Source organism: Pseudomonas sp., assembly GCF_049300855.1.
Lineage (GTDB): Bacteria > Pseudomonadota > Gammaproteobacteria > Pseudomonadales > Pseudomonadaceae > Aquipseudomonas.
Map to the genome: position 1 here is coordinate 1 of NZ_JBAQKH010000052.1, position 24,409 is coordinate 24,409.

The 24,409-nt window shown below is 60.0% G+C and carries 19 protein-coding genes; 9 read left to right on the forward strand and 10 right to left on the reverse strand.

What is annotated here, in order from left to right:
• The coding region (locus WA225_RS24685) for a DUF6531 domain-containing protein (RefSeq protein ID WP_422610023.1) at window positions 1–2,191 on the reverse strand (2,191 nt) is incomplete at its 3' end.
• Between the two features lie 245 nt (window positions 2,192–2,436).
• Here WA225_RS24685 and WA225_RS24690 point away from each other — a divergent pair.
• Entirely contained in the window at window positions 2,437–3,132 is a 696-nt protein-coding gene (locus WA225_RS24690; protein ID WP_422610024.1) for an HAD-IA family hydrolase, read from the forward strand.
• A 72-nt stretch (window positions 3,133–3,204) separates the two neighbouring features.
• Here WA225_RS24690 and WA225_RS24695 read toward each other — a convergent pair whose 3' ends face one another.
• On the reverse strand, window positions 3,205–3,951 hold the full coding sequence (locus WA225_RS24695) for a 3-oxoacyl-ACP reductase family protein (protein ID WP_422610025.1): 747 nt from the start codon (window positions 3,949–3,951) through the stop codon (window positions 3,205–3,207).
• A gap of 127 nt (window positions 3,952–4,078) precedes the next feature.
• Here WA225_RS24695 and WA225_RS24700 point away from each other — a divergent pair, with 127 nt between their 5' ends.
• On the forward strand, window positions 4,079–5,005 hold the full coding sequence (locus WA225_RS24700; protein WP_422610026.1) for a LysR family transcriptional regulator: 927 nt from the start codon (window positions 4,079–4,081) through the stop codon (window positions 5,003–5,005).
• Between the two features lie 120 nt (window positions 5,006–5,125).
• Here WA225_RS24700 and WA225_RS24705 read toward each other — a convergent pair whose 3' ends face one another.
• From WA225_RS24705 to WA225_RS24715, 3 genes are all read right to left on the reverse strand, one after another.
• Window positions 5,126–5,854, reverse strand: coding sequence for an aspartate/glutamate racemase family protein (locus WA225_RS24705; protein ID WP_064116940.1), 729 nt, complete (start codon window positions 5,852–5,854; stop codon window positions 5,126–5,128).
• 55 nt (window positions 5,855–5,909) lie between these two features.
• Window positions 5,910–7,448: an NCS1 family nucleobase:cation symporter-1 gene (locus WA225_RS24710; RefSeq protein ID WP_422610027.1), complete on the reverse strand. Its 1,539-nt coding sequence runs from the start codon at window positions 7,446–7,448 to the stop codon at window positions 5,910–5,912.
• Between the two features lie 578 nt (window positions 7,449–8,026).
• On the reverse strand, window positions 8,027–8,761 hold the full coding sequence (locus WA225_RS24715; RefSeq protein WP_422610028.1) for a phosphoadenylyl-sulfate reductase: 735 nt from the start codon (window positions 8,759–8,761) through the stop codon (window positions 8,027–8,029).
• 164 nt (window positions 8,762–8,925) lie between these two features.
• On the opposite strand from WA225_RS24715, the gene thrH reads away from it, so the two are divergent.
• Window positions 8,926–9,543: a bifunctional phosphoserine phosphatase/homoserine phosphotransferase ThrH gene (gene thrH, locus WA225_RS24720; RefSeq protein WP_422610029.1), complete on the forward strand. Its 618-nt coding sequence runs from the start codon at window positions 8,926–8,928 to the stop codon at window positions 9,541–9,543.
• Window positions 9,544–9,674: 131 nt separating this feature from the next.
• Here thrH and pabB read toward each other — a convergent pair whose 3' ends face one another.
• From pabB to WA225_RS24740, 4 genes are all read right to left on the reverse strand, one after another.
• Window positions 9,675–11,018 carry an aminodeoxychorismate synthase component I gene (pabB, locus tag WA225_RS24725; RefSeq protein WP_422610030.1) on the reverse strand — a complete coding sequence of 448 codons (1,344 nt, stop codon included), beginning with the start codon at window positions 11,016–11,018 and terminating at the stop codon, window positions 9,675–9,677.
• Between the two features lie 260 nt (window positions 11,019–11,278).
• Entirely contained in the window at window positions 11,279–12,265 is a 987-nt protein-coding gene (locus tag WA225_RS24730; protein WP_422610031.1) for an alpha-L-glutamate ligase-like protein, read from the reverse strand.
• On the reverse strand, window positions 12,265–13,800 hold the full coding sequence (locus tag WA225_RS24735) for an inactive transglutaminase family protein (RefSeq protein ID WP_422610032.1): 1,536 nt from the start codon (window positions 13,798–13,800) through the stop codon (window positions 12,265–12,267). Before WA225_RS24735 ends, WA225_RS24730 begins: the two co-directional genes overlap by 1 nt.
• A gap of 5 nt (window positions 13,801–13,805) precedes the next feature.
• Complete coding sequence (locus tag WA225_RS24740; RefSeq protein WP_053116866.1) at window positions 13,806–14,342, reverse strand: ATP-dependent zinc protease; 537 nt, start codon at window positions 14,340–14,342, stop codon at window positions 13,806–13,808.
• 291 nt (window positions 14,343–14,633) lie between these two features.
• On the opposite strand from WA225_RS24740, the gene WA225_RS24745 reads away from it, so the two are divergent.
• The 6 genes from WA225_RS24745 to prpD all read left to right on the forward strand — a co-directional run bounded on the left by WA225_RS24745 (window position 14,634) and on the right by prpD (window position 23,466).
• The gene (locus WA225_RS24745; RefSeq protein ID WP_422610094.1) at window positions 14,634–15,356 is read left to right on the forward strand and encodes a GntR family transcriptional regulator; all 723 of its coding nucleotides are present in this window, start codon (window positions 14,634–14,636) and stop codon (window positions 15,354–15,356) included.
• Window positions 15,353–16,246: a methylisocitrate lyase gene (prpB, locus tag WA225_RS24750; protein WP_422610033.1), complete on the forward strand. Its 894-nt coding sequence runs from the start codon at window positions 15,353–15,355 to the stop codon at window positions 16,244–16,246. Before WA225_RS24745 ends, prpB begins: the two co-directional genes overlap by 4 nt.
• A gap of 73 nt (window positions 16,247–16,319) precedes the next feature.
• The gene (gene prpC / locus WA225_RS24755) at window positions 16,320–17,447 is read left to right on the forward strand and encodes a bifunctional 2-methylcitrate synthase/citrate synthase (RefSeq protein ID WP_422610034.1); all 1,128 of its coding nucleotides are present in this window, start codon (window positions 16,320–16,322) and stop codon (window positions 17,445–17,447) included.
• A 206-nt stretch (window positions 17,448–17,653) separates the two neighbouring features.
• Complete coding sequence (acnD, locus tag WA225_RS24760; RefSeq protein ID WP_422610035.1) at window positions 17,654–20,248, forward strand: Fe/S-dependent 2-methylisocitrate dehydratase AcnD; 2,595 nt, start codon at window positions 17,654–17,656, stop codon at window positions 20,246–20,248.
• Between the two features lie 54 nt (window positions 20,249–20,302).
• Complete coding sequence (gene prpF / locus WA225_RS24765; RefSeq protein WP_422610036.1) at window positions 20,303–21,493, forward strand: 2-methylaconitate cis-trans isomerase PrpF; 1,191 nt, start codon at window positions 20,303–20,305, stop codon at window positions 21,491–21,493.
• Window positions 21,494–21,981: 488 nt separating this feature from the next.
• A complete protein-coding gene (gene prpD / locus WA225_RS24770; protein WP_422610037.1) occupies window positions 21,982–23,466 on the forward strand; it encodes a 2-methylcitrate dehydratase in 1,485 nt (494 codons plus the stop codon).
• Here prpD and WA225_RS24775 read toward each other — a convergent pair.
• Window positions 23,459–24,388: a DMT family transporter gene (locus WA225_RS24775; protein WP_422610038.1), complete on the reverse strand. Its 930-nt coding sequence runs from the start codon at window positions 24,386–24,388 to the stop codon at window positions 23,459–23,461. The genes prpD and WA225_RS24775 overlap by 8 nt on opposite strands.
• Window positions 24,389–24,409: the final 21 nt, after the last annotated feature.

Consider the following 24,409-nt stretch of genomic DNA (forward strand, 5'->3'; position numbering starts at 1 on the left):
CCAGCCGCGCACGCTCGTCGTGGACGTAAACCTCTTCGGTGCCATCGACGTAATGCACCGCGACACTGCCGTCGTCCGCCCAGACGTAACGGGTGTTCATCTGCGAGAACGAGGCCCAATGGCGCACACATCGGGCCGATTTCCCCGCGCGCTCCCATTCCCAGAAGAAACTCGCTCCGCCGGTGAGCTGCCGCTGCAGAATCACGTGGGCGTCGTCGTAGTCGTAACGTTCGCTGTCGCCGATAGCATTGGTCGCTTCGATCAAGCGGTGCTGCGCGTCGTAGTGGTAGCTGGCGAGGGTCTGTTCGGTGAGCCAAGGCTCGGCAAGGTTCTGCGCCGGATCAAAACGCTGGTAATCAACTGCGACCAGGTGAGCCCGCTCATAGCGCAACAACAGCGAGCGTCCAGCCCCGTTGTCCAGTCGCTGAACCCTGTCAGACCGATCGCGCTGCACGGTCAGACGATTGCCATACGCATCGCTGATCGCGGTCAGCCGCCCGGCACGAAAGTGATAAAACCGTGGTGCTTGCCCCGCCAGCGCAAGGATCAATTCCTCCGGCGCATCGCCGAGAAAAATCGCCGCCCGCGACAGGCTGTTGTGAATCGCCGGGCGCTCGACATTCGGCAGCGGAAACCGCGTACGGCGGTTTTCATGGTCGACCCAGACCACCTCATCCTCGGCAAACTCCAGCCGATGCGCCAGCGAATGACTCCAGCCAAACCCCAGCCCGACATCAATCTCGACGGCGCTCGAGCGATACAACCGGGAGAACTCAAACGGCAACACGCCATCGAGCACCGCATCGGTCAGGGTCAGCAGTTCCTCGCCGGTGACCATCGACACCGGACAGCCGTTGGTGCAGGTGAGCGGTACGCAATCTGTGCTGTCGCCGTTGGGGTTTTTCGCCTGATCCGAGGCATCGTCATGAGGTTCATGCCGTTCCATGCGGGCCGAACCGCCAGGCTTGTCCCGCACAACAGGCGCCGGATTCGGCACCGTCAACACCAGCGAATCGGCCTGACGAATGTTCAGCGGTATCGACGGTGTCGGTTTCAACTCGACTTCACGTGCGTGAAGCATCAGCGGCCGCAAGGCGCTCGCGTGTTTGTTCAGCTGCGGCGCAGACGTCAGCTCCGCCAAGCGCAAGGCGGAAGCCGCCAGCCATTCCCGTGCGCGCGGCGACTTGATCTTCGCCAGCACCTTGCTGCTCAGGCGCAATGGCACACCGACGCCACCCGACAACGCCGTCAGCAGAAAACCGATCAGCAGTTCGGCACGCACTTCGGCGACCACTTCGGCCAAATGTTGCGGCGCCAGCATCTTCAGCCAACTGGTGAACGCGGCCAGATGAATGAACAGCAACGGCTCGTCACTGAGGATCAGCAGGCCGTTGGCGATGGCGTCGCTGGAGGCATTCAACAACGCCTCAAGCTCGGCCTCGCTGAGGTACGCCAGCAGTTTTTCACTGTTGGCCTGCAAGTCAGCGAGCAGGGCGAAGAGCTGTTGGATATCGTCCCAAACGCCGTTCAGGGCTTTCTCGAACCCGCGCCAGTCGGCCTGTTGCAACTGACCGTAACGATCGAGAAATCCGGCGCTGGAGAATTCCGTCCACTGTGGTTGAAACCCTGCCCACTCAGCGCGCAGCCAGCCTTCCAGGCCTGCAATGACACCCTCGTAAGAAGCATACAGAGCACGCACATGGTCGCTGGAAACATCGGGAAAGAAGGTGATGCGATAACGCTGGCCCCGATCGCAGTCAGTCACCTGCAGAATGCCGCTGGGGCCGATGGTGTGGTGCAGCGGCTCGCCGAACGTCAGCTCACCGCCGACATCGGCAATCACCGGCTCGAGCGTCACCGGGGTGTTGCCGATCGGCACAAACCGCGCGGTTTCGAACATGTGCACCAGCGTCAGCGGCCCACTGGCCGAGCACATGACCACCGACGCACTGACAGGCTTGCGCGTGGTGATTGGAACACTGAGGCGCACGTCGTTGCCGACGGTAAATACCTGCTCGACATCCAGCGCGGTCCCGGTCCAGAACTGTTCGGCCCAGGCCTCGTAATTGTTCAGGCACAGGCGAAACTCATGGATCAGGTTTTCAAAATCCGGTTTATCGGGATTCAAGGCAGCGACAACGAGCAGGCCGATGCTGTTGTTCAGAGCCAGAAGACGATCGGGTTGAAACATTGGCAGGCACTCGCGCACGTAAAAGAGGTGCGCGGACTTTGCGGGGGATCAAACGGGAAAGAAGTCGGGCGAGTAGGCAATGCCTGTAGGGCGTTTCGCTAAATTGCCGCGAGTAGTTCATCGCTCAACGGACATTGCCCGTTGCTCAATGTCCGTCGCGCTCGTTATGCTGCTGAACCCTTTAATCAGATCCGCGCAGCGGCGCCAAGCGTGCCGCCGGGATGTCTTTGTTAACGGATCCGATGATGAATGCACCGCTGAAGGCGTTCGGCCCGATCAAGGCCGTGATTTTCGATATGGACGGTTTGCTGCTGGACACCGAGGGCATTTACACCGAGGTCACCTCGCTGATTGCCCAGCGTTACGGGCGCACCTTCGACTGGAGCATCAAGCAGAACATCATTGGTCGCGGTGCCAACGATCTGGCGAATTATGTGGTGCAAGCGCTCGATCTGCCGATCACCGCTGAAGAGTTTCTGGTGATCCGTGAGCCGCTGATGCGTGAGCGTTTTCCCCAGGCGCAGGCAATGCCCGGTGCCGAGGAGCTGATCCGTCACCTCAAGGCGCACAACATCCCAATCGCCGTGGGCACCAGCTCGTCGCGCCAATCGTTCGGGCAGAAAACCACGCTGCACCGCGACTGGTTTGCGCTATTCGATTTCATCGTCACGGCGGACGATCCGGAAGTCGGCGCGGCGAAACCAGCGCCGGATATTTTCCTGACCGCTGCTCGACGACTGGGTGTGGCACCTGAGGACTGTCTGGTGTTCGAGGATTCGCCGTTTGGCGTGACCGCCGCGAAAGCCGCAGGCATGACCGCCATCGCCATTCCCGATGCGGCCATGGCCGATGAAAAGTACGCACACGCTGACGGGATTCTGCGCACGCTCAAAGCCTTCACCCCGAGTGCCTGTGGTTTGCCGGCGCTGGAATGGGCCTGAACAGCTGACACAAAAAACGCCGCCGCTCTGTAAAAGAGCGGCGGCGTTTTTCGTTCAGGCGACTCAGAAAGGTCAGGCGCCGAAACCACCGTCGATGGTCAGGCTGGCACCGGTGATGTAACCGGCTTCCGGGCCTGCCAGATAGGCAACGAAACTGGCGATTTCTTCGGCTTTGCCGTAACGACCGACCGCCATCAACGGGATCAGGCTTTCGGCGAAGTCACCGTGTGCCGGGTTCATGTCGGTATCGACCGGGCCGGGCTGCACGTTGTTGACGGTGATGCCGCGTGGGCCGAGATCGCGGGCCAGACCTTTGGTCAGACCGACCAGTGCCGATTTGCTCATCGCATACACACCGCCGCCGGCGAAGGGCATGCGGTCGGCGTTGGTGCTGCCGATGTTGATGATGCGCGCGCCTTCGCCCATGTGTCTGGCCGCTTCCTGGGAGGCGATGAATACGCTGCGAATGTTGATCGCCACGGTCTGGTCGAAGTCTTCGAGTTTGAAGTCTTCCAGCGGTGCGACGGCCAGGACGCCGGCGTTGTTGACCAGAATGTCGAGGCGGCCAAAGGCTTCGACGGTGGCGTTGACGGCGTGACGGATGGCGTCGGCGTCGGCGCTGTCGGCCTTGATCGCCAGGGCTTTGCCGCCGTCGGCGGTGATGCTGTTCTGCAACTCTTCGGCTTTGGCGGTGGAGCTGACGTAAGTGAAGGCTACTGCTGCGCCTTCAGCGGCCAGGCGTTTGACGATGGCAGCGCCGATACCACGGGAACCGCCTTGAATCAGAGCAACTTTACCGCTGAGGTGTTGAGTGGTCATGTTCGATCTCCAGAGTGTTCAAGGCGGGAATGCCTTGGTATTGGTGGCGAGTATCGGCGTGCCATCGACAACTGTGTAGACCATGGTTGCTATAGTCTGTGTAAACCAGAAGTTTATAGTGGCGACCATGGAAACCTTCAGCAGCATCGAATGCTTCGTGCGCAGTGCCGAGGTCGGCAGCTTTGCCGAAGCCGCGCGACGCCTGAGCCTGACCCCGGCGGCCGTCGGCAAAAGTGTGGCCAAACTTGAGGTGCGGCTCGGCGTACGGCTGTTCCAGCGTAGTACACGCAGCCTGACGCTGACGGAGGCCGGGCAGCTGTTTTTGAATCAGGTCAGCGGCAGTTTGACCACCATTCAAAATGCCGTGGCCAATCTGTCCAGCGTCGAAGGGCTTCCGGCGGGGACGCTGAAAGTCAGCATGGGCGCAGCGTTTGGCTGCCTGCACATCGTGCCGCTGCTCGGTGAGTTTTTGCGGCGCTATCCCGCGATCAGTCCGGACTGGCATTTCGATAATCGACAGGTCGATCTGATCGGGCAGGGCTTCGATGCGGCCATCGGCGGTGGCTTCGAACTGCCGCAAGGGGTGATCGCGCGCAAGTTGAGCCCGGCGCATCGAATCCTGGTGGCGTCTGCTGACTATTTACAGGCCAATCCCGAGATCATCGAGCCGGACGACCTGAGCCATCACGACGGGATTCTGATCCGCTCGCCGCAAACCGGACGTGTGCGTTCCTGGCAACTGGTGGGGCGCAATCCACAGAACTGTCGGCCGTTGATGCTCAAGGCGCGGATGACCATGAGTGATTCCGAAGCCGCTTGCAGAACGGCGGCGCAAGGCTTGGGGATTGCGCTGGTGAGCATGCCGTTTGCGGTGGGGTATCTGGAGGCGGGGACGTTACAGCGGGTGTTGCCGGACTGGTATGTCGATGACGGCAACATTTCGATCTATTACGCCGAGCATAAGTTGTTGCCGGGCAAGACGCGGGCGTTTGTCGATTTTGTGATTGAGCAGTTCGTGGAGCGGGGGTTGGCGCAGCGGTTCAGTGCGATTTGAGTAGGGCTTCGGACCGAGTTGACACCATTCGCGAGCAAGCTCGCTCCCACAGGGAAATGCATTCCAGATGTGGGAGCGAGCCTGCTCGCGAATGGGTCGACTCGGTTTTCGTTGATGACCTCAGCGGGCAAACCGCCCCGGCCAGCCAATGATGTTCTTCGGCCGTGGCGTCGCATAAGTCCGCACTTTGGACGTCGACAAACGCAAGCGCACCAGCGATTCGGCAATCGTCACCGCCGCCGTCACGCCATCCACCACCGGCACACCCGTGCGTCGACGAATCTGCTCATCCAGCCCGGCCATACCACCGCAACCCAGGCAAATTACTTCGGCCTTGTCCTGCGTCACCGCCAATTCAGCCTGCTGCACGATCGCTTCCAGCGCACGCTGCGGCTCGTGTTCCAGCTCCAGAACGGCCAGACCACTGGCGCGCACTGACGCGCAACGATCCCACAGACCCGACAATTTCAGCCGATCCTCAATCAGCGGCACGGTGCGATCCAGCGTGGTCACCACCGAATACGCATGCCCCAAAAACATCGCCGTACTCGCCGCCGCATCGGTGATATCCACCACCGGCACGTTGAGCAATTCCTGCAAGCCTTCACGACCGTGCTCGCCATAACCGGCCTGAATCACTGCATCGAACGGTTGGTCGTAGGACATCACCCGGTCCATCACGGCGATTGCCGCCAGATAGCTTTCGAAGTTGCCTTCAATCGAATCGGCGCCGAAGTACGGGGTCAGGCCGACAATCTCCGTTCCGGGAGATGCGACAGCTTGGGCCGAGCGGGCGATGGCGTCGGTGATGGATTCGGTGGTGTTGACGTTGACCACGAGAATACGCATGTGGAAATCCTTATAGCGGGCAGTTCTGCGGCCCGAAAACCGGGCCGCCAAGGGATTAATGGCAAACGTTGTCGACGGCGATCGATTCGCCGCTGACGTCGGCGTAGTGCGGCTGGCGTTTGGCGATGATCAGATAAAGCATTCCGGCGATGCCGGCACCGATCAGCCAGGAGAACGGCGAAACACTGTGGAAACCCGGTACCAGCGCCAGGACGATGGCGATCAGCGCCGCAGGAATAAACGCCGCCACCGCGCGGAAATTGATCCCGTGGCTGTAGTAATAAGCGCCGTTGGGATCTTCGCTGTAGAGTTGCGGGACGTTGACCCGGCCTTTGCGGATCAGCCAGTAGTCGACCATGATCACCCCGTACAACGGGCCGAGCAGGGCGCCGAGGCCAGACAGGAAGTACACGATGACCAACGGGCTGTTGTAGAGATTCCACGGCAGGATCAGCACGGCGATGGTTGCGCTGATCAGCCCGGCGCGGCGGAAGGTCAGGTACTTCGGCGCCAGGTTGCTGAGGACGAACGCCGGGGCGACGAAGTTGGCCATGATGTTCACCGCCACGGTGACGATCAGGAACGCCAGGCAACCGAGCACCAGGAAGAACGTGTTGGGGATCGAGGCGATGATCTCGGTCGGGCTTTCGATGATCCGGCCATTGATCTGAAATTGCGCGCCGCAGAGCAGGACAGTAATCGCGGCGAACACCAGAATATTCACCGGCAAACCCCAGAAGTTTCCTACCTTGATGGTCTTGCGGCACGGCGAGGAACGGGCGAAGTCGCAGAAGTTGAGGATCAACGTGCCGTAGATCGCCAGCCACAAGGCGCCGCCAGCGAAGATGTTGCGCCACATCTCGCCACCGGTCAGCGGTTCGCGGGTCGACCAGGCGATGGTCGCGTTGGCCTGGAAGTACATCCATGCGGCGAGGGCGGCAACGGTCAGCAGAATCACCGGTCCGGCGAAGGCTTCGTAACGGCGGACCATTTCCATGCCATAGGCGAGGATCGCCAGTTGCACGAACCAGATCGCCACGAAACACACCCAACCCAGTGTCGACAATCCGAGGATCGAGTTGTGATCGTATTCGGCGAATCCGGGATGGACGGCGGTGAGTAACACGCGGAACACCACCGAAGCCAGATACGTCTGAATGCCGAACCAGGCGATGGCGATCACCGCGCGGATCAATGCAGGAATTTGCGCGCCGTGAATGCCGAAACTGATCCGGCTGATCACCGGAAACGGCACGCCGGTTTTCTGCCCCATGTAACCGGACAGGTTCATGAAGAAATACACCAGCGCCGCGCCGATCCCCAGCGACAACAGAATCTGCCAGCCACCCAGGCCCAGGGCGTAGAGGCCAATGGCAAACGAGTAGTTGGCAATGTTGTGCACATCGTTGGTCCACAGGGCGAAGATGCTGTACTTGCCCCAGCGCCGACCTTCGGCCTTGGTGGGCGCCAGATCACTGTTGTGCAGACGGGGGCTCAGTTGCAGCGGTTCGGTCAATCCGTCATGGGGTAACGGTTGATCAACGGCAGAGGCAGGCAGATTCAGCGCGATGTTGTTGGAGAGACTTGTACGCATTCCGGCAGGCTCCTGATGTTCAGGGCCGCGATGACTGTGCATAAGCCGTCAGGCTCGACAAATCTTCGTCGCGGCAGTGAAAACATCACTGGTTACGGGGCATCTGCAGCCTGTACGGGATAGGGCGCTTCAGGCTTGCGGATCGAAAGTGTGTATGTTTTGCAGTTTTGTATACAAAACATGTATGCACTAAAGCCAGATTTGTGCCAGTTAGCGATCTATGTGCAGCCGTATTCATTTCGAAAAGTTATCGATAAGCGCTAAGTGGTTGAAAGTGATTGGTTAAAAATTGACCGTTCGAACAGGTATTTATTTTTCGCGGGGGATATTGTCGGCAGACGTGAGCGAGGATTGTTCAGGCTTGATGTAACTTTTCAGGGCGCGGAAACAAAAAAGTGCACACATAAATGGCACCGATGGTGACATTCGTGTGTACACATTTTTAGAGTCGCTAAAGGACCTTGTGGGAGCGAGCTTGCTCGCGAATGCGGTATATCAGTGACGTAAGTCAGTGACTGACACGACGCTTTCGCGAGCAAGCTCGCTCCCACAGGGAATGGCGTAACAATTCAGAAGGTTTACGCCTTGCTGATGATATTCCCGGCATGCAACCCGCACTCTTTCTGCGTCGCTTCTTCCCACCACCAGCGGCCTTCGCGCTCGTGCTGGTTCGGCAGCACCGAGCGGGTGCACGGTTCGCAGCCGATGCTGATGAAGCCGCGTTCATGCAGGCTGTTGTACGGCAGCTCGAGCATGCGGATGTAGCCCCAGATTTCTTCGCTGGTCATCTGTGCCAACGGGTTGAACTTGTACAGGGTGCGCTCCGGCGTGGAGAACGCAGTATCGATTTCCATCACCGCCACCGCACTACGGGTGCCCGGGCTCTGGTCGCGGCGCTGGCCGGTGGCCCAGGCTTTGACGTCGGAGAGTTTGCGCCGCAGCGGTTCGATCTTGCGGATGCCGCAGCATTCGCCGTGGCCGTCCTTGTAGAAACTGAACAGGCCTTTTTCCTTCACGAACGGTTCGAGTTTCGTGTAGTCCGGCGACACCAGTTCGATGTCGATCTTGTAGTGCTCACGCACCTGATCGATGAAGCGGTAGGTCTCCGGGTGCAGACGGCCGGTGTCCAGGCTGAACACCTTGACGTTCTTGTTGAGCTTCCAGGCCATGTCCACCAGCACCACATCCTCGGCGCCGCTGAAAGATATCCACAGCTCATCGCCGAACTCGGCGAACGCGAGTTTGAGGATGTCTTGCGCGGATTTGTTGGCATAGGTCGTGGCGAGTTGCACGACGTCGAACGTTGGGCTCATCAGGGCGGCTTCCTACAGGTCGGTGGCGCTGGGCGCTCTATATGGGGCCGATGGTAACAAAAAGCAGCCGCGCTCGGGGCCTCCTGTGCGTTGCGCGCCGGGGGTGGAGTCGCTAGAGTTCGGCCTCGCTCGACTCAAATAATCAATACAAACGGGAGTGTCTTGTGGAAATTGCTTGCCTGGATCTTGAAGGGGTGTTGGTGCCGGAAATCTGGATCGCCTTCGCCGAAAAAACCGGAATCGACTCCCTCAAGGCCACCACCCGGGACATTCCCGATTACGACGTGCTGATGAAGCAGCGTCTGCGCATCCTCGATGAGCACGGCTTGAAGCTGTCGGACATTCAGGAAGTGATCGCCACCCTGAAACCGCTGGAAGGCGCGGTGGAGTTCGTCAACTGGCTGCGCGAGCGCTTTCAGGTGGTGATTCTGTCGGATACGTTTTATGAGTTTTCGCAGCCACTGATGCGGCAACTGGGCTTTCCGACCTTGCTTTGCCACCGTCTGATTACCGACGAAACCGGGCGGGTGACCAGCTATCAACTGCGTCAGAAAGATCCCAAGCGCCAGTCGGTGCTGGCGTTCAAGAGCCTGTATTACCGGGTGATTGCGGCGGGGGATTCGTACAACGACACGACAATGCTGGGCGAGGCGGACGCGGGGATTCTGTTCCATGCGCCGGAGAATGTGATTCGCGAGTTTCCGCAGTTTCCGGCGGTGCATACGTTTGCCGAGTTGAAACAGGAATTCCTCAAGGCGTCGAATCGCGACATCAGCCTGTAAGCCTGGCTACCTGATGTTCGTTCCCACGCTCTGCGTGGGAATGCCTCAACGGACGCTCCGCGTTCGGCTTTGGATGGGACGCGGAGCGTCCCGGGCTGCATTCCCACGCGGAGCGTGGGAACGATCATTCCTCAGAGGTTCTGCAGGGTTTCGAGGAGAATTCTGACTTTAGTGATCGACTCCTGATACTCAGCCTGCCAATCCGAATCGGCAACAATCCCGCCACCGCCCCAGCAACACACCTGCCCATCCTTGACCAACAGACTGCGAATGGCGATGGAGCTGTCCATTTCGCCGCGCACGTCCAGGTACAGCAACGAGCCGCAATACAAACCGCGCCGGGTCGGTTCCAGCTCATCAATGATCTGCATTGCGCGAATCTTCGGTGCGCCGGTGATCGAGCCGCCGGGGAAACTGCCGGCAATCAAATCCAGCGCATCGCGATCAGCCGCCAGCTCGCCGGTGACGCTGCTGACCAGGTGATGCACGTTCGGATAGCTTTCCAGACTGAACAACTCCGGCACTCGCACCGAGCCGATGCGGCAAGTGCGGCCGAGGTCGTTGCGCAGCAGGTCGACGATCATCAGGTTTTCCGCACGATCCTTGGGGCTGGCCAGCAGTTCGGCGGCGTTGGCCGCATCTTCGGCTGGGGTCAGGCCACGCGGTCGGGTGCCTTTGATCGGGCGGGTTTCGACCTGACGCTGACTGACTTTGACAAAGCGCTCCGGCGACAGGCTCAGCACCGCGCCGCCGTCGGGCAGGCTTTGGAAGCCGGAAAACGGTGTCGGGCAGGCTTCGCGCAACTTGCAGTACGCCAACCATGGATCGCCCTGACACGCCGCGCGGAAACGCTGAGCGAAGTTGACCTGATAGCAGTCACCGGCCTGGATGTAATGCTGAATGCGTTCGAAGGCTTGACGGTAATCGTCGGCCGAGAGGTCGGCGGCCATCGGTGTATTCAGTTTGAACGGTGTCAGCGCTTCAGTCTGAGGCTGGGTGAACAGCGCGATCAGCCGTTGTTTCTCGCCATCGACTACGCACGGGTGGAAGATCAATTGGCTGGTGGCCGCTTGGTGATCGCTGATCAGTGCCCAGTCGTACAGGCCAAAACGCGCATCCGGCAATTGCAGATCATCGAGGGCCTGGCTCGGCAGATTTTCCAGATGCCGACCGAAGTCGTAGCTCAGGTAGCCGATCAAGCCGCCAGCGAATGGCAGTTCGAAACCCGTTGGCAAATCAGCCTCGCCCAAACGACCGAGATTGTCGCGCAGCCGTTGCAGGAAATGGCTGCCGCTCTCGTCCGGCAACACCGCCAGTTGTTCCAGCGGCCAGGCGCTGAGCAGGTCATAACGGCCACGGTCGGCACTTGGCCGGCCGCTGTCGAGCAGCACGGCGCCGGGGGCGTTGCGGATGGCCGCGAAGTAGTCGGCGGGATTGGTGCGGTAGGGCAGCGGGTGTACGGAACAGGTCAACATGGGCGGGGCAGATCGGCCGTTGAGGCGGGGAGGGGATTGTAGTCCTCTCCGATGCCAGATCAAAGTCAAAAGCCTCCCCCTCACCCCAACCCTCTCCCCCAAGGGGGCGAGGGGGAAGGGAGCAGATCGGGGGCTTTTCAAAACTTGGATTCGGCTCGGTATCTCAGGTCATTGTTAATCGAATAATCGACTCGGACAGTCCCCTCTCCCTCTGGGAGAGGGATAGGCGGGCGGCGTTCCGATGAGGGGCTTTTCAGCTTTTAGCCTTCGACCGCAGGAATATGCCCAAACATTTCCTGAGTAAACGCCACCCGCTCTTCAGCCGTCTCCGTCACCCCACGCGCCTTCAGCTCTTCCAGGCGCGCCTCGACGGCATGGGTACGCAACGTCAGCCCACAGTCGTTAGCGATCTGAATATTCAACCCAGGCCGCGCATTCAACTCCAGAATCAGCGGACCTTTCTCCTGATCCAGCACCATATCAACGCCGATATAGCCCAACCCGCACAGCTCATAGCAGCCGGCGGCGAGTTTCATGAAACCGTCCCAGTAGGGCAGTTGCACGCCGTCCACCGCGTTGGTGGTGTCGGGGTGTTTGGTGATGATGTTGTTCAGCCAGGTGCCGCGCAATGTCAAACCGGTGGCCAGATCGACACCGACGCCAATGGCGCCCTGGTGCAGGTTGGCCTTGCCGCCGGACTGCCGGGTCGGCAGGCGCAGCATCGCCATCACCGGGTAACCCATCAGCACGATGATGCGGATGTCCGGCACGCCTTCATAACTGATGCTTTTGAAGATCTGGTCCGGGGTCACCCGATATTCGATCAGCGCACGGTCACGGTGGCCGCCCAGCGAGTACAAACCGGTGAGGATGCTCGAGATGTGATGCTCAAGCTCTGCATGATCAATGATCTTGCCCGACACCGTGCGATAGCGGCCCTCGAAACGGTCGGCAACGACGATGATGCCGTCGCCGCCAGCGCCCTGCGCCGGTTTGATCACGAAGTCGCTGCGCCCGCCGATGATCTCGCCGAGCTTGTCGATTTCCTTCTCGGTGGAAATCACGCCATACAGCTCCGGCACGTGAATGCCGGCCTCGATGGCGCGTTCCTTGGTGATGATCTTGTCATCGACGATCGGGTACAGGCTGCGCTTGTTGTACTTGAGCACGTAGTCGGCGTTACGCCGATTGATGCCCATGATGCCCCGCGCCTCCAGAGCCTTCCAGGTCTTCCAGAAACCGAACATCAGGCGTCAGCCTTCTTCAGGAACGCCTTGAAACGCACCAGCTCCGTCAGGCGGTAGCCGCGATAACGCCCCATCGCCAGCATGAAACCGACCAGAATCAGCAGGATCGCCGGGAAGGTGAACACGAAGTACACCAGCTCAGGCACGGTCATGATCAAGTGCGCCAGAGAGGCGGCGAACAGCGTGCCGATCGCGACTTTCAGTGCATGGTTGGCGCCACGTTCTTCCCAGGTGATCGACAGGCGTTCGATGGTCATGGTCAGAATCACCATAGGGAACAGTGCCACCGACAAGCCGCGCTCCAGACCGAGCTTATGGCTGAACAGACTGATCGCCGCGATCAGCACCACGACAAAGGTCAATACCACCGACAGTCGCGGCAGCATTTGCAGCTTCAGGTGTTCCAGGTACGAACGTAATGACAGACCCAGCGCCGTGATCACGGTAAACAGCAGAATGCCGAAGCCCAGTTGCGTTTCGCGGAAGGCGAGGGCGATCAGCACCGGGGTGAACGTGCCGAGGGTCTGCAGACCGATCAGGTTGCGCAGGATCAGGATCACCAGCACGCCGATCGGGATCATCACCATGATCATGAACGTTTGCTGAGTCTGCAGCGGCAAGCCGTACAGCGAATATTCGAGGAAGTTGGCGTCGGTGTTTTCGTCGGTCAGCTTGGCCAGACGAATCGCGTTCATCTCGCTGTTGTTCAGGCTGAAGGTCACGTTGGCTTTTTTGCCGCCATCGACGGTGATCAGGTTTTCATCGCCGGTCCACCACAGCAGGCGGTCGGTTGGCAGGCCTTGCTCGCCGGTTTCCGGGTTGAAGTACAGCCAGTCGTTGCCGTTGAAGCTGCGCAGCCACAGTTCCGGGGTTTGCGGCTGGTCGGCAACGAGGCGGATGGTGTGGACTTTTTCCACCGGCACGTGGGCGATGGACAGCAGCAGTTCGACGATCTTGGCTTTGTGCGCGGTCGACGGATCGCCGGCCAGCAGCAGCTTCACGTTGTCATCGTTGAGGTTGTTGACGCGTTTGATCGCCTCGCCAATAAAGGTTTCGACGTCGGCGGAGTGCTGGCGGATCGGCGCGAGCAGGGCTTCGGCGGCGATTTTTTCCGGGCCTTCGATGGCGATGCTGTCGCGGAAGGTCGGGCCTTTGATCTTGGATTTTTCAGCGGTGTAGCGCTTGGTCAGCACCAGACGGTAATAAAGGGTCTGGTTGCCCTTGGCCCGGCGTGCCGACCAGGTGACCTTGCGGTTGCCGTCGACGCGGTTCACGGCGACGCCGTAATTATTCGAGATAAAACTCTCATTGAGGCTGACGTAGTCGCGGCTCAACGGTGGTACGAACATCTGGATCTTCACCGGATCCTTGGTGCTGGCGACGAACTCGACTTTGGCGTCGATGTTCCACAAGTCGTCGGTCGCATCTTCGGTCACCGGGATGCCGAGCACGAAAATCTGATAGGCCGTAACCGAAACGCCCAGCAACACCAGGATGGTGATCAGGATTTTCAGGTGGAAGGTTAGAGAACGCATGGAAATTACTCGGCGGTATGAGCGGCGATGGTGCAGGCGGGTTTGCCGGCAGCGTATTTAAGACTGGGGTCGACCAGCGCGTCGAAGCGTTTCAGCGCTTCGGAGCCAATCAAAAGCGGGTATTGGAACGCACTTCGGTCGGTCAGGTTCACTTCGATGCTGCGCATTGCCGTGCCCATGCAGATATCCAGCTCGATCACCGGACGGGCGGTGTACTTCTTGCCTTCTTCCGGGTCGTAATCGCCGGCGCGGCGCTTGATCTTGCTGACCCGGGCCAGCGGCCGTTCGATCGGGTGCGAATGCGCGGCGTCGATCGCCAGGTAGAAACGTACCCAGGACTCACCGTTGCGCTTGAAACGTTTGATGTCGCGGGCGCTGAGCGAGGCGGTTTTCGCCCCCGTATCGAGTTTGGCCGCGACTTCCAGATTAATGCCGTCAAGCGAAGCGTATTCGTTGAGGCCGTACACGGTTTTTTCCCCCGCGGCGGCAAGGCCGGGCAGGCAAAACAGGGCAAAGAATGTGGGAAAAGGCTTGAGTCTCATAAATCCTGGTGCGCAGCGTTCCGTGGTCGGTTCAGGCCCTTGGCAAAACTTGCGCAAGACCCTTCGTGTGCCTGGCAGCTTTTTATGACAAGCCGTACAAATGGCCAGCAAATGCGGGCGGCATTCTAGCACGGTGGTTTTATGGCGCCAGCGCCGGGGGCGGTCTATAACCCTTGGGGATGTCAGGCGCTGTTATTAGACGATTGTCGACAATACCTATTTATCCTTTGACTGATGCAGGCGAATTGGCTAGTTTTTGCCGCATTGGATTTAAAGGTGTCGACAATCATGCTGGATCAACTCGATCCCCCGGTCATCAGCGGCGACGATGCCGAGACGCTCTCGGAAAACGTCTTCCGGCGCATTCAGGCGGCCATCGTCAAAGGCGAGATCGCCCCGGGCAGCAAGATCTCCGAGCCGGAGTTGGCGCGCACTTACGGCATCAGCCGCGGGCCATTGCGTGAGGCGATCCACCGTCTCGAGGGCCAGCGCCTGTTGGTGCGCGTGCCGCACGTCGGCGCGCGGGTGGTCTCGCTGAGCCATGCCGAATTGCTCGAACTCTACGAAATCCGTGAATCCCTCGAAGGCATGGCCTGCCGTCTGGCGGCCGAGCGCATGAGTGTCGAAGAAATCGACGAACTGCGCCGGGTGCTGGAAACCCACGAGCGCGACGCCGCGTTTCAGGCTGGCGTCGGCTACTACCAGCAGGAAGGCGATTTCGACTTCCATTACCGGATCATCCAGGGCAGCGGCAACCGTACGCTGACGCAGATGCTCTGCGGCGAGCTGTATCAACTGGTGCGCATGTACCGCATCCAGTTTTCCACCACGCCGAACCGCCCGCGCCAGGCGTTTGCCGAACACCACCGGATTCTCGATGCCATCGCCGACCGTGACGGCGAGCTCGCGGAATTGTTGATGCGCCGTCACATCGGCGCCTCGAAACGCAACATCGCCCGTCATTACCAGGACGGCGCCCACAATAAGACAGCCACTGAACGAGGTGAGTCATGAGTTCCAAGCACAGCACTCCAGGCCAGCGTTTCCGCGATGCGGTCGCCAGCGAGCACCCATTGCAAGTGGTCGGCGCGATCAATGCCAACCATGCGCTGCTGGCCAAGCGCGCCGGTTTCAAGGCGATCTACCTGTCCGGTGGCGGGGTGGCCGCAGGCTCGCTCGGCGTGCCGGACCTGGGCATCACCGGTCTGGATGACGTGCTGACCGACGTGCGCCGCATCACCGATGTTTGCGATCTGCCGCTGCTGGTCGACGTCGACACCGGTTTCGGCTCCTCGGCGTTCAACGTCGCGCGCACCGTCAAGTCGATGATCAAGTTCGGCGCGGCGGCGATTCACATCGAAGATCAGGTCGGCGCCAAACGCTGTGGCCACCGTCCTAACAAAGAAATCGTCAGCCAGCAGGAAATGGTCGACCGCATCAAAGCCGCCGTCGATGCCCGCACTGACGACAGCTTCGTGATCATGGCGCGCACCGATGCGCTGGCGGTGGAAGGTCTGGAATCGGCACTCGACCGCGCTGCGGCGTGCATCGAGGCTGGCGCTGACATGATCTTCCCGGAAGCCATCACCGAGCTGGACATGTACAAGCTGTTCGCCAACCGCGTGAAGGCGCCGATCCTCGCCAACATCACCGAGTTCGGCGCGACGCCGTTGTACACCACCGAGCAACTGGCCGGCGCCGACGTATCGCTGGTGCTCTATCCATTGTCGGCGTTCCGCGCGATGAATAAAGCGGCGGAAAACGTCTACACCGCGATCCGCCGCGACGGCACGCAGCAGAATGTCATCGACACCATGCAGACTCGCATGGAGCTTTACGATCGTATCGATTACCACACGTTCGAGCAGAAGCTCGATGCGTTGTTTGCACAAAAGAAAGGCTGAATTCAAACCCTGTGGGAGCAAGCTCGCTCCCACAAGTTTTCCCCATACAAATTTAAAAAGATTGGAGAACACAATGGCCGAAGCAAAAGTACTCAGTGGCGCCGGGCTCCGTGGCCAGGTTGCCGGGCAAACCGCACTGTCCACCGTGGGCCAGGCCGGTGCCGGGCTGACCTATCGCGGCTACGACGTACGCGAACTGGCAGCCGATGCGCAATTTGAAGAAGTCGCCTACCTGTTGCTCTACGGCGAACTGCCGACCCAGGCGCAACTCGCCGAATACCAAGGCAAGCTGAGCAAGCTGCGCGACCTGCCGCAAGCGCTCAAAGAAGTGCTTGAACGCATCCCCGCCGACGCCCACCCGATGGACGTGATGCGCACCGGTTGCTCGTTCCTTGGCAACCTCGAGCCGGAGAAAGACTTCTCCGAGCAACGCGACAAGACTGACCGCTTGCTGGCCGCGTTCCCGGCGATCATGTGCTACTGGTATCGCTTCAGCCACGACGGCAAGCGCATCAACTGCGTCAGCGACGAGCCAACCATCGGCGGCCACTTCCTGCATTTGCTGCACGACAAGAAGCCGAGCGAACTGCACGTCAAAGTGATGAACGTCTCGCTGATCCTTTACGCCGAGCACGAATTCAACGCCTCGACCTTCACCGCCCGTGTTTGTGCCTCGACCCTGTCCGATCTGTATTCCTGCGTGACTGCAGCCATCGGTTCGCTGCGTGGCCCGTTGCATGGCGGCGCCAACGAAGCGGCGATGGAAATGATCGAGCGCTTCTCGTCGCCGGAAGAGGCGATCAAAGGCACCCTCGGCATGCTCGAGCGCAAAGACAAGATCATGGGCTTCGGCCACGCGATCTATAAGGACAGCGATCCGCGCAACGAGGTGATCAAAGGCTGGTCGAAAAAACTCGCGGATGAAGTCGGCGACAAGGTGTTGTTCGCGGTTTCCGAAGCCATCGACAAGACCATGTGGGAGCAGAAGAAATTGTTCCCCAACGCCGATTTCTACCATGCCTCGGCGTACCACTTCATGGGCATTCCGACCAAGCTGTTCACGCCGATCTTCGTCTGCTCGCGCCTGACCGGCTGGGCGGCGCACGTGTTCGAACAGCGCGCCAACAACCGCATCATCCGTCCGAGCGCCGAGTACATCGGCGTTGAGCAGCGCAAGTTCGTGCCAATCGAACGTCGCTGAAATGGTGAGTGCCGAATACTGATCTCGAAGCTCACCTAAATCCCTGTGGGAGCTGGCTTGCCAGCGATGACGGCGTCACATCCAACAATGATGCTGACTGACCCACCGCATCGCTGGCAAGCCAGCTCCCACAGGGTTCAGTGTGAATTTTGAGGTCGGTGTCTGGCCCCACCCTTTGCAACCACCGTGACCCGAGTCCTGACCCGATGAACACAGAATTCCGCAAAACCCTGCCCGGCAGCCCTCTGGATTATTTCGACGCCCGTGCGGCCGTCGAAGCGATCCAGCCCGGCAGTTACGACACCCTGCCGTACACCTCCCGCGTGCTGGCGGAAAACCTTGTGCGTCGCTGCGCCCCGGCCACGCTCACCGATTCGCTCAAGCAACTGATCGAGCGCAAACGCGACCTCGACTTCCCGTGGTTCCCGGCGCGCGTGGTCTGCCACGACATTCTCGGCCAGACCGCACTGGTCGACCTCGCCGGCCTGCGCGACGCGATCGCCTTGCAGGGCGGCGACCCGGCACAGGTCAACCCGGTAGTGCCGACGCAATTGATCGTCGATCATTCGCTGGCGGTGGAGGCGGGCGGTTTCGACAAGCAGGCGTTCGAGAAAAACCGCGCCATCGAAGACCGTCGCAACGAAGACCGTTTCCACTTCATCAACTGGACCAAAAAGGCCTTCAAGAACGTTGATGTGATCCCGCCGGGCAACGGCATCATGCACCAGATCAACCTGGAGAAAATGTCTCCGGTGATCCAGGTGCGTGAAGGCGTGGCGTTCCCCGACACCTGCGTCGGCACCGACAGTCACACCCCGCACGTCGATGCGTTGGGCGTAATCGCCATTGGCGTTGGTGGCCTCGAAGCCGAAAGCGTAATGCTTGGCCGCGCCTCGTGGATGCGCCTGCCGGAAAGCGTCGGCGTCGAACTGACCGGCAAGCTGCAACCGGGCATCACCGCCACCGACATGGTGCTGGCGCTGACCGAATACCTGCGCAAACAGAAAGTCGTCGGTGCGTGGCTGGAGTTCTTCGGCGAAGGCGCCGCGGCGCTGACCCTCGGCGACCGCGCGACCATCTCCAACATGGCCCCGGAATACGGCGCCACGGCGGCGATGTTTTACATCGACCAGCAGACCATCGATTACCTGAAACTCACTGGCCGTGAAGACCAGCAAGTGCAATTGGTCGAGCAGTACGCCAAGCTCACCGGCCTGTGGGCAGACAGCCTGAAAGGCGCGCAATACGAGCGCGGCCTGACTTTCGATTTGTCCTCGGTAGTGCGCAACATGGCCGGCCCGAGCAACCCGCACGCTCGCGTTGCAGTGTCGGATCTGGCCGCCAAAGGCATCTCCGGCCAATGGGATGACGTGCCGGGGCAAATGCCCGACGGCGCGGTGATCATCGCTGCCATCACCAGTTGCACCAACACCAGCAACCCGCGCAACGTCATCGCCGCCGGCCTGCTGGCGCGCAACGCCAACAAACTCGGCCTGACCCGCAAGCCGTGGGTGAAATCCTCGCTGGCGCCGGGTTCGAAAACCGTCGCGCTGTACCTCGATGAAGCAGGGCTGACCACTGAGCTGGAGCAACTCGGTTTCGGCGTCGTCGCCTTCGCCTGCACCACCTGCAACGGCATGTCCGGCGCGCTCGATCCGCTGATCCAGCAAGAGATCATCGATCGTGATCTGTATGCCACCGCCGTGCTCTCGGGCAACCGCAACTTCGACGGCCGCATCCACCCGTACGCCAAGCAAGCGTTCCTCGCTTCGCCGCCGCTGGTGGTCGCGTACGCCATCGCCGGGACCATTCGTTTCGACATCGAGAAAGATGTCTTGGGCGTGGTCGACGGCAAGGAAATCCGCCTCAAAGACATCTGGCCGAGCGACGAGGAAATCGATGCCGTGGTGAAATCTTCGGTCAAGCCTGAGCAGTTCCGTCAGGTCTACATTCCGATGTTCGCCGTCCATGAAGACACCGGCCCGAAAGTCACGCCACTGTACGAATGGCGCGAGATGAGCACCTACATCCGCCGTCCGCCGTACTGGGAAGGTGCGCTGGCCGGCGCGCGTCCGCTGAAGGGCATGCGCCCGCTGGCGGTGCTGCCGGACAACATCACCACCGATCACCTGTCGCCATCCAACGCGATCATGCTCGACAGCGCCGCCGGCGAATACCTGGCGAAAATGGGCTTGCCGGAAGAGGACTTCAACTCGTACGCCACCCACCGTGGCGACCACTTGACCGCGCAGCGCGCGACCTTTGCCAACCCGAAACTGTTCAACGAAATGGTCGTGGAAAACGGCCAGGTCAAACAGGGTTCGCTGGCCCGTGTCGAGCCGGAAGGCAAAGTGATGCGCATGTGGGAAGCCATCGAAACCTACATGGAACGCAAGCAGCCGCTGATCATCATCGCCGGCGCCGATTACGGTCAGGGCTCGTCCCGCGACTGGGCGGCGAAAGGCGTGCGTCTGGCCGGTGTCGAGGCGATTGCCGCTGAAGGTTTCGAGCGCATTCACCGCACCAACCTGGTGGGCATGGGCGTGCTGCCGCTGGAGTTCAAGCCTGGCACCGACCGTCACACCCTGGCCATCGACGGCAGCGAAACCTACGACGTGATCGGCGAGCGCAAACCGCGCGCGGACCTGACGCTGGTGATCCATCGCAACAACGGCGAGCGCGTTGATGTGCCGGTCACTTGCCGTCTGGATACCGCTGAAGAAGTGTCGATCTACGAGGCCGGCGGCGTGTTGCAGCGCTTCGCGCAGGACTTCCTTGAAGAGTCGGCGGTTGCCGTTTAAATCAACTGTCACGGGCATGGGACCTCAGGTTCCATGCCCCGGTTAAGGAGCATCATGGCTCACGCACCACAAATCAAAATCCCTGCGACCTACATGCGCGGCGGCACCAGCAAAGGCGTGTTCTTCAGCCTCAAGGATCTGCCCGAAGCGGCGCAGATTCCCGGCCCGGTTCGCGACGCTTTATTGCTGCGCGTGATCGGCAGCCCCGACCCGTACGACAAGCAAATCGACGGCATGGGTGGCGCGACGTCGAGCACCAGTAAAACCGTGATCCTGTCGAAAAGCATCAAGGCCGATCACGACGTCGATTACCTGTTCGGTCAGGTCTCCATCGACAAGCCCTTCGTCGACTGGAGCGGCAACTGCGGCAACCTCTCGGCAGCGGTCGGTTCGTTCGCCATCAGCAACGGTCTGGTCGACGCCAGCCGCATTCCGCACAACGGTGTTGCGGTGGTGCGCGTGTGGCAGGCCAACATCGGCAAAACGATTATTGCCCACGTGCCAATCACCAACGGCGAAGTGCAGGAAACCGGTGATTTCGAACTCGACGGCGTGACCTTTCCGGCGGCCGAAGTGCAGGTCGAATTCATGGACCCGGCGGCAGAAGAAGAGGGCGGCGGTGGCTCGATGTTCCCCACCGGTAACTTGATCGATGAGCTGGAAGTGCCGGGGGTTGGCACCTTCAAGGCGACCATGATCAACGCCGGCATCCCGACGATTTTCGTTAACGCTGAAGACATCGGTTACACCGGCACCGAGTTGCAAGGCGCGATCAACAGCGACCCGAAAGCATTGCAGATGTTTGAGACGATTCGGGCTTACGGCGCCTTGCGCATGGGCCTGATTGCCAATCTCGATGAAGCGGCCAAGCGTCAGCACACGCCGAAAGTCGCATTCGTCGCCAAGCCTGCGGATTACGTGGCATCGAGTGGCAAAGCGATTGGCGCGGGTGATGTGGATTTGCTGGTGCGCGCGTTGTCGATGGGCAAGCTGCACCACGCGATGATGGGCACGGCGGCGGTGGCGATTGGGACGGCGGCGGCGATTTCCGGCACCTTGGTGAACCTTGCGGCGGGTGGTGTTGAACGTAGTGCGGTGCGCTTCGGGCATCCGTCCGGGACCTTGCGCGTTGGCGCTGAAGCCAGTCTGGAGAACGGCGAATGGGTGGTGAAGAAAGCCATCATGAGCCGCAGTGCGCGTGTGCTGATGGAAGGCTATGTGCGCGTTCCGGGCGATTCCTTCTGATTCGAAAGTTTTACCCTCACCCCAGCCCTCTCCCAAAGGGAGAGGGGGCCGACCGCGGTGTCTAGGGTTGTACATCGACCTGAAGGACCGAGTCGATTATGGATTCAGGGGCCGACCGGGGTGTCTGGAGATGTACATCGACCTGAAAGATCGAGTCGATTATGGATTCAGGGGCCGACCGAGGTGTCTAGGGTTGTACATCGACCTGAAAGATTGAGGCGATTTTGGATTCAGGGGGCCGGCCGAGGTGTTTGAAATTGTGCGTTGACCAGATCGATTATGGATTCAATGGATATCGCTCACGTCGGTGAACCTCTACAGCATCCCCCAATCGGTTCCCTCTCCCTCGGGAGAGGGCTAGGGTGAGGGGCCACCCACTGAAGAAACCCAAAACAAGCAGGCACCCCAGACCTGCAATCAGCCAGACCAAACCAGCCAAGCCCTGAGGAAGACCACACCACTCATCATTCCCGCACAGGAGAACCGCAATGAGCGCCAACGTCGACCTGAACAACCGCCCCGACTACGACCGTGTCCTGCAGGACATCGCCGATTACGTCCTCACCTTCAAAGCCCCCTCTGCCGAAGCCCTCGACGCCGCCCGCAACTGCCTGATGGACACGCTGGGCTGCGGTTTGCTGGCGCTGCGTTTCCCCGAATGCACCAAGCATCTTGGCCCGATTGTCGAAGGCACCGTCGTGCCGTTCGGCGCACGCGTCCCGGGCACCTCCTATCGCCTCGACCCGGTCAAAGCCGCGTGGGACATCGGCTGTATCGTCCGCTGGCTCGACTACAACGACACCTGGCTCGCCGCCGAATGGGGCCATCCATCCGATAACCTCGGCGCGATTCTCGCGGTGGCCGATCACCTCTCGCAAAAACGCGTGGCCAACGCTGAGGCACCGCTGACGATTCGCGATGTGCTCGAAGCGATGATCATGGCCCACGAGATTCAAGGCGTGATCGCCCTGGAAAACTCCTTCAACCGCGTAGGACTCGATCACGTCATTCTGGTGAAAGTTGCCTCAACTGCCGTCACCGCCAAACTGATGGGCGCCAATCGCGAGCAATTGCTGTCGGCGTTGTCCCATGCGTTCGCCGATGGCCAGGCGCTGCGCACTTATCGCCATGCACCGAACGCCGGCTCGCGGAAATCCTGGGCAGCGGGGGATGCGTCGAGTCGCGGTGTACGTCTGGCTGACATTGCCCTGCGTGGCGAAATGGGGATTCCGGGCGTTTTAACCGCGAAGCAATGGGGTTTCTATGACGTGTTGTTCAGCCACACCAACAGCGATCTGGCGCTGAAACCGGAAGATAAACGCACCTTCACTTTTTCGCGCGCGTTCGGCAGCTATGTGATGGAAAACGTCCTGTTCAAGATCAGCTTTCCCGCCGAATTCCACGCGCAAACTGCGTGCGAAGCCGCGGTGACGCTGCACCCGCAAGTGCGCAATCGCCTGCACGACATCGACAAAATCGTCATCACCACCCACGAATCGGCAATCCGCATCATTTCCAAGGTTGGACCGTTGGCCAACGCCGCCGACCGCGACCACTGCATCCAGTATATGACCGCCGTGCCACTGGCGTTCGGCAATCTGGTCGCCGAGCAATACGAAGACGATTTCCACCGGGCGCATCCGATCATTGATGTGCTGCGCGAAAAAATGGTCATCATCGAAGATCCGCGTTTCACCCGCGAATATCTGGAGGCCGACAAACGCTCGATTGCCAACGCCGTGCAGGTGTTTTTCAAGGACGGCAGCAGCACTGAAAACGTTGTCGTCGAGTACCCGATCGGCCATCGTCGCCGTCGCGCCGAGGGCATTCCGTTACTCGAAGATAAATTCAAAGCCAATCTGGCCACGCGTTTCACCGGCCAGCGCAGCGGCGAAATCTTCGCGTTGTGCAAGGATCCGGCGCAGCTCGAAGCGACGCCGGTCAACCGCTTTGTGGATATGTTGGTTATCTGAACCACTTTTCCACAGGCAGTTTGGTGATCGCAAAACCGCTCAACAAAACCGCCGAATAGATCATCAGCTCCCGGGACAGGGTTTGCCCCTCGTACCAGGCGCCGATGATCACGGCGAACACCGGGAAAATGATAAACACGAATGACAGAATGATTGGGCTCAAGCGTTTAAGCAGTAAAAAGTAAACGATGAATCCACCGACCGATGCCACCAGCCCGAGATACAGCAGGGCGCCCCACGAACGCGTGGTCACTTGCGCAAACACCGGCGCTTCAACACTCAAGCCGACAATAAATAACATCAACCCGGCGATGCCGATCGGCAACGTGTTGTAGGTGATCACGCTGATCGCGCTGCCGTGTTTTTTCGTCACCACGTAACACAGCGCATGCATCACCGCCGCACACAAAATCGCCAGTACTCCCAGCCATTCGGCCTGATCCAGATGCAGACCCTGGCTGCGAATAATCATGAACAGACTGCCAAAACCGATGGCGATGCCGAGCATCTGCGACGGGTAGATTTTCTCGCGCAGAAACAGCGCGGAAAACAGCAGGATAAACACCGGCATGCAACTGAACAGTAACGCAGTCAGGCCAGACGATACGTGCATCTCGCCGTAGTTGAGCAGGTAGTAGGGCAGGCTGAAATACGACAGCGTGACGAACACAAAAAACCAGCGACTTTGCCGAGGAAACAGCAGCGGTTCCTTACGCACCAAGGCGAAGCTCAGAAACAGCGGAAAGGCAATCAGAAAACGCAGGCCGGCGGCCGTCAGCGGAGGCACGCTTTCCACGGCAATCTTGATCCCCAGCCACGTCGTGCCCCAACTCAGGCAGACGATGAGAAACAGCGCGCTGGTGATCAATCCGGCGAGCCAGGGTTTGCTGATGTTTATCGGTGCGCTGACAGCTGTCGACATTATTTGTACTCCGAACGGCAG